The following is a 14606-nucleotide window of genomic DNA, read 5'->3' on the forward strand; positions in this document are numbered from 1 at the left end:
GCTCGCGTTCGTGCTGGCGCCGATCGTGGTGCCGCGCATGATCCTGGCGGTGGGCGTGTTCTATTTCTTCGCGAAGATCGGTCTGGTGGGTTCGTCGCTGGGACTGGTGCTGGCGCACACGGTGGTGGCGGTGCCGTATGTCGTAATCACGATGATGGCGGTCCTGCGCAACTACGACACGCGTCTCGATCTGGCTGCGCAAAGCATGGGCGCACGCACGTTCACGACCCTCAGACGCGTAACGTTCCCGATCCTGAGCGCGGGCATGCTGTCCTCGTTCCTGTTCGCGTTCGCGACCTCGTTCGATGAGTTGACCATCGCGCTGTTCTCCTCGGGCGGATTGAGCACGACGTTGCCCAAGCAGTTCTGGGACGAGACCACGATGCAGATCTCGCCGGTCATCGCTGCTGTGTCCACGCTGCTGTTCGTATTCATCTCGATTCTGATCTCGCTGGCGGACCGTCTGCGGCGCAGGAGTCTTGCGTAGACCTACGGCCATGCATCTGAACGTAAGGGACCGCGCCACCGCTGCAGCCGGCGCAAATGCCGAGGACGCGGAAGTCTGGCGCTGGTTCTCGCTGCTCATGCAGGACCGGCGCGTGCGCTGGTGCCAGGCGGATGACCGGTGGTTCGTCAGCGTCGACAACCGCCACGTGGCGACCGAATCGTCCTTCGACGAAGCCATCCGACGCGCGAAAGAACGCGTCGAACAGCAAGGCGCCCTGAAGCGGCGTCTTCGCTGAACTCGACGTTCACCAAAAACGAACGCGTCGACTCGATTAAAACCCGCATCCTCAAGACCTCGTTGCCTCTTCCGGCACGAGGTCCTTTTTCATTTGCCCGCAGTTTTTTCTTGCCGAGTCGCAGCGACTTCGCGTAAACCCGCTTTGCAACACCTTTTTGACAGTCCTATATTAAATGTCACCATTAACTATCTCAATGCGATAAGACATGAGCGAAGACGTCGTGTTCTCGAACCACGGCCGCGTGGCGGTCATTACGCTGAATCGTCCTGAACGCCTGAATGCGTGGACCACGCCGATGCGCAACAAGATCATCGAGGCGCTGGACCGCTACAACGCCGACGACGCAGTCGCGGCGATCATCATGACGGGGGCGGGCAATCGCGCGTTCTCGGCGGGACAGGATCTGTCGGAAGCGCATGACTTCGACGGCGAACGCGCGGTCGCATGGGTCAAGGAATGGCAGATCTATTACGCGGCGTTGCGCAACCTCTCCAAGCCGCTGGTGATGGCGCTCAACGGCACGGCGGCGGGCTCCGCGTTCCAGGTCGCGCTGCTCGGCGACATCCGCGTGGGCCATCCGGGCGTGCGCATGGGTCAGCCGGAAATCAACGCGGGCATCGCCAGCACGACCGGCCCGTGGATCATGAACTCGATGCTCGGCATGTCGCGCACCATCGAGCTGACGCTGACCGGACGTCTGATGGACGCGGACGAATGCCATCGCATCGGGTTGATTCATCACCTCGTCGATGAAAGCAAGGTCTTCGAAAAGGCGCTTGAGATTGCAACCGATCTGGCCGCGAAGCCGTCCGTCGCCATGCGCCTGGACAAGCAGCGCTTCCGCGAGATGACCGAGCCGGGCTTCGTGGATTGCATCGAGGCGGGCATGCGCATTCAGCGCGAAGCGTACGACTCCGGTGAACCCGCACGCATGATGGAAGCGTTTTTCAAAAAGCGCGCGAAGTAAGCACTCTTCATCCACCTACCCGGTGCGGGAGACCTGAATCATGACCCAAGACTTCAACCCGGCGCGACGCCGGATTCTTCACGGCGCGGGCGCGCTGGCCGTCGCCGGCGCAATGCCATTGGTGGCGCGTGCGCAGAGCAAGCAGATCGTCGTCTCGGACCCGGGCGGTCCTTACACGACGGCGTATCGCGAGGCCTTCTACGATCCCTTCGAGAAAGCGACGGGCATCAAGGTGGTAAGCGTGGCGCGCGAATCGCAACCGGTCGCGCAGTTCGCGGCGATGGTGCAGACGAAGAACTACGTGTGGGACGTGACCACGCTGACGCTGTCCGCCGACATTCCCTACCTCGAATCGAAAGGCTTGCTCGAACCCATCGGCCTGAAGGCGGGCGACTATCCCGACATCATGCCGGAGGCGATCACGCCGAACTGGCTGGGCGTGGACGTGTATTCGACGGTGCTCGCCTATCGCACGGACAAGTTCAAGGACAACGGGCCGAAGTCGTGGGCCGACTTCTGGGACGTGAAGAAGTTTCCGGGCCGTCGCTGCCTGCGCCGCAGTCCGCTCGACACGCTCGAACAGGCGCTGCTCGCCGATGGCGTGCCGCTCGACAAGCTCTATCCGCTCGACGTGGACCGCGCGTTCAAGAGCCTCGACAAGATCAAGCCGCACATCAACATCTGGTGGACCTCGGGCGCACAGGCGATGCAAGCCATTCAGAGCGGCGACGTCGACATGATCTCGACCTGGAACGGCCGTGCGCAGGCAGCGAAGGACGGTGGCGCGCCGGTGCAGATCGTGTGGAACCAGGGCTTGTATTCGATCGAAGGCTGGGGCATTCCGAAGGGCACGCCGCGCGCGGACGCCGCGAAGCAGTTCGTCAAGTTCTGCGCCGACGCGAAACGTCAGGCGCTGCTCACGCGCACGCTGGCCTACGGTCCGACCAACAAGAAGTCGTTCGAGAGCATCACGAAGGAGCGCGCCACGCTGCTGCCGACGGCCCCGGACAACATCAAGGACATGAAGCTGCCGAGTCCGCAATGGTGGGAAGAGAATCGCCAGAAGGTCACCGAGCGCTTCAATTCGTGGATCATCGCCTGAGGACGACATCATGAGCTCGAAACTCGAGGCGATCGGCATCGCCAAGCGCTATGGCGATGCGGTTGCGCTGGAACCGACGGATCTCGCCGTGCAGACGGGCGAATTCCTGACGCTGCTCGGTCCCTCGGGTTCGGGCAAGACCACGTTGTTGCAGATGATCTCCGGGCTGGTTGCGCCGAGCGCGGGGCGCATCGAGATCGATGGCCGCGACGTCACGCATGTGGAGCCGGGCAAGCGCGGCATTGGCATGGTGTTCCAGAGCTATGCGCTGTTTCCGCACATGAGCGTGTGGGACAACGTGGCCTATGGCCTGCGCATGCGTCGCAAGTCGCGCGATGAAGTGCGTGCAGCGGTGGACGATGCCCTCGCGATGGTGCGCATGAGCGAGTACGCGAAGCGCTTCCCGAAGGAACTCTCGGGCGGGCAGCAGCAGCGCATCGCGCTGGCACGCTGCTTCGCTTACCGGCCCTCGGTGATTCTGCTCGACGAGCCGCTCGGCGCGCTCGACAAGAAGCTGCGCGAGCATATGCAGTCCGAGATCCGTCGCTTGCACAAGGAACTGGGCGCGACCTTTGTCTATGTCACGCACGACCAGGACGAAGCATTGACCCTGTCCGACCGTATCTGCCTGATGAACCAGGCGCGCATCGAACAGGTGGGCACGCCGGCGGATCTCTACGACCGGCCCGCCACGCGTTTCGCGGCCGGCTTCATCGGTCATTCGAACCTGCTCGAAGGCGAACTCGATGCCACCCGTGGCGCCAGCGGCGAACCCATCCTGCTGGCGGCGGGCGGGCGCATTCCGTTGCCGCTGGGCGCATCGATCGCGCCTGCCGCGCGTCATACGTTGCTGGTGCGGCCCGAGGCGCCGCGTCTCGTTGAACCACAGGGCGGCTACGTTGACGGCACCATTGCCGATGTCGTGTTCTTCGGCAGCGACACGCGCGTGCAGCTCTCAATGAACGACGGCAGCGAACTCACCGTGCGTTGCGAGCGCAGCCTGTCGCCGCGTATCGGCGACAAGGTGGGGCTGACGTGGGACCCGTATCGCACCACCTTGCTGCACGCCTGAGGAATCGTCATGACGCTTGCACTACACGCCCAGCGCGAGCATGAAGGCGCGCGCCGCGGCTGGTCCGTCGCGCTGGCGCGTTGCGCCCGCTTCCTGCCGGTCGTGCCTACGCTGCTGTTCCTGCTGGTGTTCTTCATCGTGCCGGTGGGCGAGATCCTGCAAGGCGGTCTCGTCAGCGCCGACGGCCAGTTCGGCTTCGCGCAGTTCGAGCGTATCGCGCGCACGCCAGTCTATGCAAAGGTGCTGTGGATCACCTTCGCGATCTCGTTCCTGACTGCCGCGCTTTCCATCCTGCTCGGCTATCCCGTTGCATACATGCTGAGCCGCCTGTCCGAACGCGTGCGCGAACGCTGGCTACTGTGGATCATGCTGCCGTTCTGGACGAGCTATCTCGTCAAGACCTATGCGTGGATGCTGCTGCTTTCGAAGACCGGCGTGCTGTCGACCATCGCGCTTGCGCTTGGACTCGTGCGTGAAACCACGGGGACGATTCCATCGCTGACGGGCGTACTCATCGGCATGGTGCATTCGATGCTCCCGCTCGCCGTGATGACGATGCTGCCGGTGATGCGCGGCATCGACGACCGTCTTGCGCAAGCGGCCGAAACGCTCGGCGCGGAACGCAGCACCAGTTTCTTCACGGTGTTCCTGCCGCTGTCTTCGCCGGGCGTGGCGGCAGCGGGCCTGCTGGTGTTCATCTCCAGTCTCGGCTTCTTCATCGTGCCCGCGCTGCTCGGCTCGCCGAAGGAAACGATGATCGCGCAACTCGTGATCTCCTCGGTCCTCGAACTGTTCGACATGCGCTTCGCAGGCGCGCTGTCCACGGTGTTGCTCATCTGCTCCATCTTCATCTTCTTCGTCTACGACCGCATGGTGGGCCTGACCTCGCTGACCGGCGAGACCAGCGAGAAGACGCGCGGTTCGCGTGCGGCGGGCCTCAGGCTGGCGCTGCTGATGACGGCGGGCCGCGTCTGCGCGCCGTTCATGATGCGACGCCGTGCGCATGCCGAGCCGGTGGCGCGCGCCGCCAGTCCGCTCGGGCTGTACACGTGCATCATCATGGCGCTGCTGGTCCTGCCGGTACTCTCGGTGATTCCGTACGCGTTTACGAAGAGCGACTACATCGGCTTTCCGCCGAAGCTCTTCAGCTTGAAGTGGTTCGGCGCCTTCATGGACTCGCTGGTGTGGCAGAGCGCGGTGATCCGGTCCTTCGAAGTGGGCTTCGGCACGGCGGTGCTCTCGCTGCTGCTCGGCTTCGGCGCGACGCTTGCCATGACGCGCATGCCGCGTCGCGCCAGCAAGCCCTTGTTCGCGCTGCTGGTGGCGCCGCTGATCGTGCCGCGTATCGTCGTGGCGGTCGGGCTGCTGTATCTGTTCGGCCGCTTCGGCCTGACGGGCACGAATCTGGGCCTCGTCATCGGTCACACGGTGCTGGCGATTCCCTATGTGGTCGTCACGCTCGCTGCGGGCTTCCAGCGTTTCGACTGGCGTCTGGACGATGCCGCGCGCGTCATGGGCGCTTCGCCGCTGCGGCGCATCACGTCGATTGTCCTGCCCCTGCTGATGGCCAGCGTGACGGCAGCGTTCCTGTTTGCGTTCCTCGTCTCCTTCGACGATCTGACCATCGCCATCTTCGTGAGCGGCGGCATCAACTCGACCCTGCCGAAACAAATGTGGGACGACATCCAGCTGGCGATCACGCCGACGCTCGCCGCCGCATCCACCACGCTCATCATCCTGATCGCGCTCGTCGTCGCGGTTTCCTCCTGGCTCAAGCGCCGTGCGCGCTGAACCCCGGGCTCTCAAATCGGTTGAACCATGCATCGCTACCCGGAATACTTTGCCCATCGCCACGCGGAAGATGAACTCGACTGCGTTCCCCTGCTCGCGGCAGGACTGCGCCGCGACCCCGCGCGCATCGTCGCGGACTTCGACGGTCACGCCATCACCTGCGGCGACGTCGCGCGTCGCGTCGCGCAATTGCAGCGCTGGTTCGCACAGGAAGGCCTCGTGCCCGGCGACCGCGTCGCCGTCATGCTGGGCAACAGCGCGGAACACGTTCACCTCATCCATGCGCTGGTGCTGAGCGGCCTGGTATGGGTGCCGGTGAACACGAAGCTGCGCGCGGCGGGCCTCGAATACCTGTTGCGCCACGCCGAGCCGAAGCGCTTCATCATCGAAGACGAATTCGATGCAGTGACGGCCAACATCGATTGCGGCGAGTCGCAGCGCGTGCGTCTGCCCGCCTTCGATCCGCGCGATGACGCGACTGCCTTCACGACGCCGGCCATCGGCATTCACGATCCGCTGTGCGTCATCTATACGTCGGGCACGACGGGCGCGCCGAAGGGCGTCGTCTTCACGCAGCGGATGATGCGTATTGCGAGCGAGGCGGCATTGCGCGTCGCGGACGTCCGCGAGGGCGACCGGCTGTTCCTGTGGGAGCCGCTGTGCCATATCGGCGGCGCGCAGATGCTGCTGCTGCCGTTCCTCGAAGCGGTCACGCTGCATGCGGTGCCGCGCTTCTCGGCTTCGCAGTTCTGGTCGCAGGTGGAACGCGCGGGCGCGACGCAACTGCATTATCTCGGCGGCGTGCTCGACATCCTGATGCAACTGCCGCTCGATGCCCAGCCCGATTCGCATACGCTACGTGTCGCCTGGGGCGCGGGCGTGAGCGCCGCGGCGTGGGAACCGATTGAGGACCGCCTCAAGGTGCGGCTGCGCGAGTGCTACGGCATGACGGAGTGTTCGAGTTTCGCCACCGCCAATGCCACGGGCAAGCCGGGCTCGATCGGCCGCGCGTTGCCGTGGATCGAGATCGAACTGCTGGATGAACACGCGCAGCCGGTGAAAGAAGGCGAAGCGGGCGAGATCGTGTTGTCGAGCAAGGTGGAGGGCGCGTTCCTGCCGACCTATCTCAAGAATCCCGAAGCGACGGCTTCCGCGTTGCGCAACGGCAAGCTGCATACCGGCGACCGCGCGCGCCGCGACGCCGACGGCGATCTCTACTTCATCGGCCGGCAGACGGACAGCATGCGGGTGCGTGGCGAGAATGTGTCGGCATGGGAGATCGAACGGATCTTCGCGGCGCATCCGGCCGTGCGCCTGAGTGCCGCGATTGGCGTGGCGTCGCCGATCGGCGAGCAGGACATCCTGCTCAACGTGCAGTTCAAGGATGCGCCGGTGGAGTGGGAAAGCATGCACGCGTGGGCGCGAGAGCGTCTGGCGAGCTTCCAGTTGCCGCGCTATTACCGGGCGGTGGAAGGCTTCGAACTGACGGCGAGCGAGCGGATCAAGAAGCATCTTCTGCCGCACAGTACCAACGATGCATGGGACCGGCTCGAGAAGGCGCAGGCGTGATGACGCCATGAATATCGCCTAAAGATAGCGTGTTAGGGCTATGCGATAATTCGCCCACAATCGAAAACGATGAGCCACGTGATGATCGAAGAGCCCAAAGTGCCGCGCAAGCGCAAGAGCCCCGCAGCGAAGGCGCGCGGCGAGGCGGCGGATCCGAGCGCGTCTTCGCTGTATGTGCAGTCGGTCGAGAAGGCGATGAAAGTGCTCACCGCTTTCGACGGCAGCAAGCGCCAGCTCTCGCTCTCCGAAATCGCCGCGCTGACCGGCTTCGACATGAGCGCAACGCAGCGCTTTGCCTATACGCTCGCGGCGCTCGGCTATCTTTTCAAGGACCCCGACAGCCGCAAGTACGAACTGTCGCCGCGGCTGCTGGACTTCACGTATCACTATCTGACGTCGAACGACCTGGTCAGCCGCGCCACGCCTTATCTCCAGCAACTCGGCTCGGAGACCGAAGAGGCGACCAATCTCACCGTGCTCGACGATACCGACATCGTCTTCGTCCTGCGTATCGTGAGCCGCAACGTGTTCAACGCGCATGTGATCGTCGGCTCGCGTCTGCCGGCCTACTGCACGGCGCCCGGACTCGCGATTCTCGCTACGCTGGCCGACGGCGAACTTGACGATATCCTCGCGCGCACAAACCTTGTTCCCTATACGGGATCGACCGTCTATCAGCCGCGCAAGATCAAGGAGCGGATCGCGCAGATCCGCAAGCAAGGCTATGCGCATACGGAAGACGAGTACTTCGTCAGCGATATCTCCACGGCAGCGGCCATCACGAATGCGCATGGACGCGGCATCGGCGCGGTGAACATCGCGGTGGCCCGTTCGCGCTGGCACGCGGACCGCGACGAAAAGCGCTTCGCCGATCTCGTGATCTCCACCGCGTCGGCCATCTCGGCGCGGCGGCGGATCGAATAAGCGGGCGGGTCAAGCAGCACGCTCGCGCAATGGAGAAGCTGCATCGCTGAACCCGCCGATGCGCTGCGCGAGCAACGCAACGGCGCCGTCGAGCGAGGCGGCCATGCCTGTCGCCGCTGGCGTGCCTCTCATGTTTGTACGCGTGCAGCCCGCGCGAATCGCCTCCAGACGTTCGAGAATGCTTTCGATGCCGCCTTGATCCTGCATGGCTTGATGTTGCCGCAGCAAGGTGCGTACGTTGTGAACGCAGCACGACAGCGCGCCGGCAACGAGGTCATCATGGGTTGCCCACACAAACACGCGACGCGGCCGCAATGCCAGCCGGAATGCTTGCCAATGGCTGTCCAGTGAACGCACCGCCGCATCGGCTTGTGCGTTATCCGCGCTGCGTACGCCGGCGATCATCGCGTCGATGACTTCGACGAAGCGCGCCTCGATGTGCCGGCTCGTTTCGAGCGGCTTGATCGTGAACGCGGCCACCAGCGACGCAAGACAGCCGATCGCCACTTCGCCGATACGCAGTTCGACAAGCGGTTGCACCGCATGACCGAGCATGCCGTACACGAGACTCACCAGCACGGTGATGCAGAACACGCCCGGCCCATAGGCGCTCAGGATGAAATACGCCCAGCCGAAGACGCACAGCAGCATCGCGCAGGCAATCGCGACCGGCTCGCTGTGCAGCGAAGTCACGAGCAGCGCGCCCACGATTGCGCCGGCCAGCGTCCCAACAATCCGTTGCATCGCGCGATGCACGGCATCGCCGCGCGAACGTGTGCCGAGCAACACGACGAAGGTGGTGATGACGGCCCAGAACCATCGTTCGGACGAGAGCCAATGACCGGCGAACAGCGCCATCGACGCTGCTGCCGCCATGCGCGCGGCGGGCCACCATGAAAGGCTTGCAAGTCCTCTTTGTTGCGAAGCGCTGGCAGCGCGAACACGCTTCGTTGCCCATTGCCTCGACTCCACCATCCGTTCCAGCGCCGCAATGGCGCTGCGTAACCGCGCTTCGCGATCCACCCGTGCGGGTTCATCGAACACATATTGATTCGCGGCCACTTCCAGCGCGATGAGCGCGTCACGAACATCGTCCGAATGGGCGGGTTCGAGCAGTGCGACGCGGTCTTCCAACGAGATCGCGGCTTCGTTCAGCGCAGTGAGCGCCGTATGCAAGGAGGCCGCGCGGGGCGCATTGCCGGGCAGCCTTCGCGCGCGCACGGTCACCGTCCGCACTGCGAGCCGCAGCGCCGCGTCATGACGCGGCGGAATGATCCAGCGCGCGACGAACACGGCATCGGCGAGCGCGGGCCACGCGGACAGTGCGCTCGCCAGCGCGAAGGAAGCCAGCGCGACGACATAGAGCAATAGCAGGGATGCCAGCCAGCCTCGCAGCGTGCCGTCGCGCAGAAACAAAGGCGCGACCATCACGAAGAGGATGCCGAGCCCCGCGACGGTCGGCGGCGCATCGAGCCGCGCGGCCAGTGGAAGGCAGATTGCCGCGGTGAGAAACGTAGCGAGCATCGCGCGCAGCGCCGTGACGAAGCGCGCGAGTCCGGGGTCCGCGACGAGCAGGCGATCGGCCGCTCGCGTGAAAAGCATTGCAATCATCGGGCGACATCCAGGCGGTGACGGACGCGGCTTGTGGCCGGAGTCCATCGAGGGAAGTTGCCGTGCACGCCATTCACGCGGGATCGCCGGCGAATGGAAGGTACGGGTTTTCCCGGATCTTAGCGTGTCAAAAAACCCATGGCGATGAAGTCCATGCGCGCCCCTTCAATTGGCCTTCAGTGCCCGGACAGGGTTAACGCCCGGATTTAACGAGCTATTACCTCGGTCTGCGCATCGGTCGCTAAATTCACGATGAACGCTGCAGCGCGGCGGCTCGCAGCGATGTTCAGCAAAGGAGGATCGATGGCCAAACTGATTCATACCATGATTCGCGTGAAGGACCTGGACCGGTCGCTCGGGTTCTACGCGTCCGCGCTCGGCCTGACGCCGAGTCACCGGCTCGATTTCGATGACTTCTCGCTCGTCTATCTGCGCAACGACGAAACCGATGCCGAGATCGAATTGACCTGGAACAAGGGACGCGATATTCCCTATACCCATGGAGACGGCTATGGACATTTCGCGGTCGTCGTCGATGACGTTCATGCCGAGCGTGAACGCCTGGTCGGCCTCGGCATGACGCCCAAGGACGTAAAGGAATTCAAGGACGGCACGGGCGAACTGATTGCGCGCTTCTTCTTCATCGAAGACCCGGATGGGTACAAGATCGAAGTGCTGGAGAAGCATGGACATTACCGCTAGCGCGTCCCGCAGCACCCGACCGTCACGCAGATGACGCACCGGCAATCCGAAAGCAAGACCCGCACGACCATAAGCTGTTGCAGCACCCCACAAGGAGACAGACATGCGAGACACGATCATCCCGATCGTCGCGCCACGGCGCGCGCACGACGACGGACATCCACACGGACACGCCGGGCTTGACGCCGCTCCACCCCGGATCGCGCTGACGCGGCGCGAGTTTCTGCGCGGCACCGGCGTGCTGGTGGGCACGATCGCCGCCTCGTCCATCTTTGCGAGCCTCGCGCCGAGCCGCGTCTGGGCCCTCGAAATGCAAGGGCTCAGTACGCATCAGGGCGAAGTGCTGCTGCAGGTTACCCGGCAAATCTATCCGCATGCCACGCTTGATGACGCCGTGTATGCGCTCGTCGTGAAAGACCTCGACGCGAAGGCGAAAGCCGATCCCGCCGTGCGCCAGCAACTCGCCGACGGCGTCGCGCAACTCGACGCCCAAGCCGGTTCTGACTGGACCAGGCGCGGCCCCGCCGACAAGGCGCACGACATCGCCGCGCTGGCCGGCACGCCGTTCTTCAACACGGTGCGCAGCACGGCGGTGGTGTCCCTATACAGCAACGCGATGGCTTACCAGCACTTCGGCTATGGCGCGGCACAAGGCGATGGCGGTTATCTCAATCAGGGCTTCAACAACCTTTCATGGCTGCCCGATCCGCCCGCGGCCGACAGCGGCCCGATCCCGAAAGACGGCTGACCCAGTCGGTTTGCATTCGGTCGATGGGATAACGGAGACAGACATGTACACAGAGAACAAGGTGCAGTTCAAGCATAACGACGACCACGTCGTGGTGGTCATCGGCTCGGGCGCTGGCGGCGGCACGCTGGCGAACGAACTCGCGCAGAAGGGTATCGACGTGGTGGTGCTGGAGGCGGGCGCGCTGCACACGCAAGGCGACTTCTCCACTGAAGAATGGAACGCGTTCAAGCAGCTCTCGTGGCTCGACAACCGCACGACCTCCGGCTCGTGGCGCGTCGCGAAGGACTTCCCGAACCTGCCCGCGTGGATCTGCAAGACGGTCGGCGGCACGACGGTTCACTGGGCGGGCGCGAGCCTGCGCATCCAGCCTTATGAGTTCAAGGCGAAGACCACGTATGGCGACATGAAGGACGCCAACCTGCTCGACTGGCCGGTGACGCGCGCGGACCTCGATCCGTACTACAGCCGCGCCGAAAAGAAGATGGGCGTGACGCGCACCAATGGCTTGCCCGGCCTGCCCGGCAACAACAACTTCAAGGTGATGTCCGCCGGGGCCATGAAGGTCGGCTACAAGGAATGCAACACCGGTCACATGGCGATCAACAGCACCGTGCGCGACGACCGCACGCACTGCTTCCAGCGCGGCTTCTGTTTCCAGGGATGCCGCATGGGCGCGAAGTGGTCGACGCTGTACACCGAAATTCCGCATGCGCAGTTGACCGGCCATATGGAGTTGCGGCCGCAAGCGCATGTGGTGAAGATCGAGCACGATTCACGCGGCAAGGTATCGGGCGTCGTGTACTACGACAAGGACGGCAAGATCCAGCGGCAGAAGGCGCGTGCCGTGGCAGTAGCGGGCAATGCGATAGAAACGCCGCGCCTGTTGCTGAACTCGCAGTCGAGCAAGTTCCCGGATGGCCTCGCGAACGGCTCCGGTCAGGTGGGCCGGAACTACATGCGGCACACTACCGGCTCGGTGTACGGCGTGTTCGACGACAAGGTCGAGATGTACAAGGGCACGACGATGGCGGGCATCATCGAGGACGAGGCGAAGTTCGACCCGAAGCGCGGCTTCGCGGGCGGCTATCACATGGAGACGATCTCGCTCGGTCTGCCGTTCTATGCGGCGTTTCTCGATCCGGGCGCATGGGGGCCGAACTTCACGGAGGCCATGGACCGCTATCAGTACACGGCGGGCATGTGGATCGTCGGCGAGGACATGCCGCGCGAGTCGAACCGCATCACGCTCAACAACGACGTGAAGGACCAGTACGGCATGCCGGTGCCGAACGTCCACTTCGACGACCATCCGAACGACGAAGCCATGCGCGAGCACGCGTTCAAGCAGGGCAGTGCCGTGTACGAAGCGGCGGGCGCGAAGGCGACGTATATCGTGCCGCCGTATCCTTCGACGCACAATCTCGGCACCGCGCGCATGAGCGCGAAGGCCGACGACGGCGTCTGCAACGCGCACGGCCAGGCCCACGAGGTGTCGAACCTGTTCATCTCCGATGGCAGCCAGTTCACGACGGGCGCGGCGGAAAACCCGACGCTCACCATCGTCACGCTGGCGATCCGTCAGGCCGACTTCATTGCGGGCCAGATGAAGCAGCGCAGGGTTTGACGCCATTGCCGGCGTGAGGGTGGAGGGGTAGCTTGAGCCATGGCCGTCGTGCGAGCGCGCGGCGGCCGCTTATTGGGGGATGACGTCATGTGCAGGGTGTATATCAACGCCGATCCGATCCTCTATGAATCGCGCACGCGCTCATTGCGCATTCATGGCGTGATTACCACGGTGAGGCTCGAAAACCTGTTCTGGGATGTGCTGCAGGAAATCGCCGGGCGCGAGAACCTGACGACCAGCCAGTTTGCCGTCAAGCTCTACGATGAACTGATCGCGCTGCGCGGCGAGGTGCCGACCAACTTCGCATCGTTCCTGCGGGTGTGCTGTCTGCGTTATCTGTCGATGCGCGAGGCGAAGCAGCCCCTGGAAAGCGAGGCGGCGTCAGTGGCGCTGAGGGTGTTGAAGACGGGGTGAGGACGATAGGCCGGTATCGCGTGACACCGGCCCTCACCTGATTTACCCCAACGCGATACGCGCTTCATCGAGAGGCCGCAGCTTGCCCGGATGCGCGACGCGGCACAGCGCTTCCACAAAGAAGAAATCACCGAACATGGTCGCGCCATCGACGCCAATGTTATGCGGCTTCGAATAGCACGAGTTATGCAATAGCCCGTGCTCCCCTTCCTTCGTGAACTCGTCGCGGCACAGCGCTTCCAGCATCGCGACGCCATGACGCTGCCACTTCGCGGCGGTCTGCGCATCGGGATGCAGACGCGCCAGCTCCAGCAGCGCCGACGCCACGATTGCGGCAGCTGCCGTGTCCTTGATCTCGGCGTCGCGGCCGGTAGCGTCGAAGTCCCAGGGCGGCACCTGACGTCCTTCGAGGCGGCGCAGATAGTATTCGGCGAGCCGTTCCGCGAGATCGAGATACGTGCGCTTGCCGGTCTCGCGTGCCGAGTTCACATAGCCATAGATCGCCCATGCCTGGCCGCGGCTCCACGCGGATTCATCGAACGCGCCCTGGAAGGTGTAGCCGCGCACGCGCGCGCCGCTTGCCACGTCGTATTCGACTGCGTGATACGTCGAGTCGTCGTCGCGCACGAAGGCGCGCGCGGTCATCTCGGCGTGGGCGTCGGCGGCGTGGCGGTAGCTACCGTCGTCGGCGTGATTCGCGGCCCAATAGAGCAGCGAGAGATTCGCCATCGTGTCGATGGCGGATGCGCTGCGGCCGCGCGGATCGGAGAGCGGTCCCCATGACGCGAGATAGGCGCCGTCGCGCGTCGTGACGAGCCGCGCGCGCAGCTTGTCGGCCGCTTCCAGTGCGATGTTCGCAAACCATTCGTCACCGGTGATGTGATGCGCCGGCACGGCACTGCTGTCGAAGATGAAGCCGATGTCATGCGTGTTCGGATCCTCCGCGCGCTGTTCGACCAGCCGCATGCGGGCACGCGCCCACTCCATGAAGCGCGTCTCGCCGGTATGCAGATACGAGGTCAGCAACAGCCCGATCCAGAAGCCGCAGAACCAGTTGCCGTGGCTCCAGGCGTCGCCGTCATAACCGGCCGACAGCGAGGCGGGCAGCCGCACCCATTGACCATCGGGACCGGTGACTTGCGGAAATTCGACGCCGAAGGTCAGCTCGTCGGCGGCGACCTTTCGCGCGGTCTTATCGAGCGTTTCGCGGAACAGCCTGATCTGTTCGTCGGAAAGCGCCAGCGGGTTGTTTGCGTTCGACACGGTGTCTCCTTGAGTTCGTCATGCGCAGGACGATTCTAAGAAGCGCCCGCGTGGCGGCGTTAGGATGAAA

14 protein-coding genes are annotated in these 14606 nt (G+C 64.0%); 12 read left to right on the forward strand and 2 right to left on the reverse strand.

Going from position 1 to position 14606, the window contains the following annotated elements:
* From QCE63_RS14145 to QCE63_RS14180, 8 genes are all read left to right on the forward strand, one after another.
* A partial coding sequence (locus tag QCE63_RS14145) for an ABC transporter permease subunit (RefSeq protein ID WP_309833837.1) occupies positions 1 to 487 on the forward strand: 487 nt, incomplete at its 5' end.
* 10 nt (positions 488 to 497) lie between these two features.
* A complete protein-coding gene (locus QCE63_RS14150) occupies positions 498 to 743 on the forward strand; it encodes a hypothetical protein (protein WP_309833838.1) in 246 nt (81 codons plus the stop codon).
* Positions 744 to 951: 208 nt separating this feature from the next.
* Positions 952 to 1713, forward strand: a complete 762-nt coding sequence (locus tag QCE63_RS14155; protein ID WP_309833839.1) for an enoyl-CoA hydratase/isomerase family protein — start codon at positions 952 to 954, stop codon at positions 1711 to 1713.
* 40 nt (positions 1714 to 1753) lie between these two features.
* Positions 1754 to 2815: an ABC transporter substrate-binding protein gene (locus QCE63_RS14160; RefSeq protein WP_309833841.1), complete on the forward strand. Its 1062-nt coding sequence runs from the start codon at positions 1754 to 1756 to the stop codon at positions 2813 to 2815.
* Between the two features lie 10 nt (positions 2816 to 2825).
* A complete protein-coding gene (locus tag QCE63_RS14165; protein ID WP_309833842.1) occupies positions 2826 to 3887 on the forward strand; it encodes an ABC transporter ATP-binding protein in 1062 nt (353 codons plus the stop codon).
* 9 nt (positions 3888 to 3896) lie between these two features.
* The gene (locus tag QCE63_RS14170) at positions 3897 to 5678 is read left to right on the forward strand and encodes an ABC transporter permease subunit (protein WP_309833843.1); all 1782 of its coding nucleotides are present in this window, start codon (positions 3897 to 3899) and stop codon (positions 5676 to 5678) included.
* A 27-nt stretch (positions 5679 to 5705) separates the two neighbouring features.
* Positions 5706 to 7247 (forward strand): AMP-binding protein, encoded by a 1542-nt coding sequence (locus QCE63_RS14175; RefSeq protein ID WP_309833844.1) that lies wholly within the window; start codon positions 5706 to 5708, stop codon positions 7245 to 7247.
* Between the two features lie 81 nt (positions 7248 to 7328).
* Positions 7329 to 8171 (forward strand): IclR family transcriptional regulator, encoded by an 843-nt coding sequence (locus QCE63_RS14180; protein ID WP_309835456.1) that lies wholly within the window; start codon positions 7329 to 7331, stop codon positions 8169 to 8171.
* A 9-nt stretch (positions 8172 to 8180) separates the two neighbouring features.
* On the opposite strand, the gene QCE63_RS14185 is transcribed toward QCE63_RS14180, so the two are convergent.
* Positions 8181 to 9782 carry an FUSC family protein gene (locus QCE63_RS14185; RefSeq protein ID WP_309833845.1) on the reverse strand — a complete coding sequence of 534 codons (1602 nt, stop codon included), beginning with the start codon at positions 9780 to 9782 and terminating at the stop codon, positions 8181 to 8183.
* Positions 9783 to 10085: 303 nt separating this feature from the next.
* On the opposite strand from QCE63_RS14185, the gene QCE63_RS14190 reads away from it, so the two are divergent.
* The 4 genes from QCE63_RS14190 to QCE63_RS14205 all read left to right on the forward strand — a co-directional run bounded on the left by QCE63_RS14190 (position 10086) and on the right by QCE63_RS14205 (position 13273).
* Entirely contained in the window at positions 10086 to 10484 is a 399-nt protein-coding gene (locus QCE63_RS14190) for a VOC family protein (protein ID WP_309833846.1), read from the forward strand.
* 103 nt (positions 10485 to 10587) lie between these two features.
* Complete coding sequence (locus tag QCE63_RS14195) at positions 10588 to 11232, forward strand: twin-arginine translocation signal domain-containing protein (protein WP_309833847.1); 645 nt, start codon at positions 10588 to 10590, stop codon at positions 11230 to 11232.
* A 43-nt stretch (positions 11233 to 11275) separates the two neighbouring features.
* Entirely contained in the window at positions 11276 to 12859 is a 1584-nt protein-coding gene (locus tag QCE63_RS14200) for a GMC family oxidoreductase (RefSeq protein ID WP_309833848.1), read from the forward strand.
* Between the two features lie 87 nt (positions 12860 to 12946).
* A complete protein-coding gene (locus tag QCE63_RS14205; RefSeq protein ID WP_309833850.1) occupies positions 12947 to 13273 on the forward strand; it encodes a ribbon-helix-helix domain-containing protein in 327 nt (108 codons plus the stop codon).
* Between the two features lie 42 nt (positions 13274 to 13315).
* Here the strand turns inward: QCE63_RS14205 and QCE63_RS14210 are convergent, their stop codons facing one another.
* Positions 13316 to 14536, reverse strand: a complete 1221-nt coding sequence (locus tag QCE63_RS14210) for a glycoside hydrolase family 88 protein (RefSeq protein WP_309833851.1) — start codon at positions 14534 to 14536, stop codon at positions 13316 to 13318.
* Positions 14537 to 14606 lie beyond the last annotated feature (70 nt).

The organism is Caballeronia sp. LZ065, assembly GCF_031450975.1.
Lineage (GTDB): Bacteria > Pseudomonadota > Gammaproteobacteria > Burkholderiales > Burkholderiaceae > Caballeronia.

What these genes read in the sequence shown, in the direction of transcription:
- QCE63_RS14150 (WP_309833838.1), top strand. Translation starts at nt 498, where the DNA reads ATGCATCTGAACGTAAGGGACCGCGCCACCGCTGCAGCCGGCGCAAAT.
- QCE63_RS14155 (WP_309833839.1), top strand. Translation starts at nt 952, where the DNA reads ATGAGCGAAGACGTCGTGTTCTCGAACCACGGCCGCGTGGCGGTCATT.
- QCE63_RS14160 (WP_309833841.1), top strand. Translation starts at nt 1,754, where the DNA reads ATGACCCAAGACTTCAACCCGGCGCGACGCCGGATTCTTCACGGCGCG.
- QCE63_RS14165 (WP_309833842.1), top strand. Translation starts at nt 2,826, where the DNA reads ATGAGCTCGAAACTCGAGGCGATCGGCATCGCCAAGCGCTATGGCGAT.
- QCE63_RS14170 (WP_309833843.1), top strand. Translation starts at nt 3,897, where the DNA reads ATGACGCTTGCACTACACGCCCAGCGCGAGCATGAAGGCGCGCGCCGC.
- QCE63_RS14175 (WP_309833844.1), top strand. Translation starts at nt 5,706, where the DNA reads ATGCATCGCTACCCGGAATACTTTGCCCATCGCCACGCGGAAGATGAA.
- QCE63_RS14180 (WP_309835456.1), top strand. Translation starts at nt 7,329, where the DNA reads ATGATCGAAGAGCCCAAAGTGCCGCGCAAGCGCAAGAGCCCCGCAGCG.
- QCE63_RS14185 (WP_309833845.1), bottom strand. Translation starts at nt 9,782, where the DNA reads ATGATTGCAATGCTTTTCACGCGAGCGGCCGATCGCCTGCTCGTCGCG.
- QCE63_RS14190 (WP_309833846.1), top strand. Translation starts at nt 10,086, where the DNA reads ATGGCCAAACTGATTCATACCATGATTCGCGTGAAGGACCTGGACCGG.
- QCE63_RS14195 (WP_309833847.1), top strand. Translation starts at nt 10,588, where the DNA reads ATGCGAGACACGATCATCCCGATCGTCGCGCCACGGCGCGCGCACGAC.
- QCE63_RS14200 (WP_309833848.1), top strand. Translation starts at nt 11,276, where the DNA reads ATGTACACAGAGAACAAGGTGCAGTTCAAGCATAACGACGACCACGTC.
- QCE63_RS14205 (WP_309833850.1), top strand. Translation starts at nt 12,947, where the DNA reads ATGTGCAGGGTGTATATCAACGCCGATCCGATCCTCTATGAATCGCGC.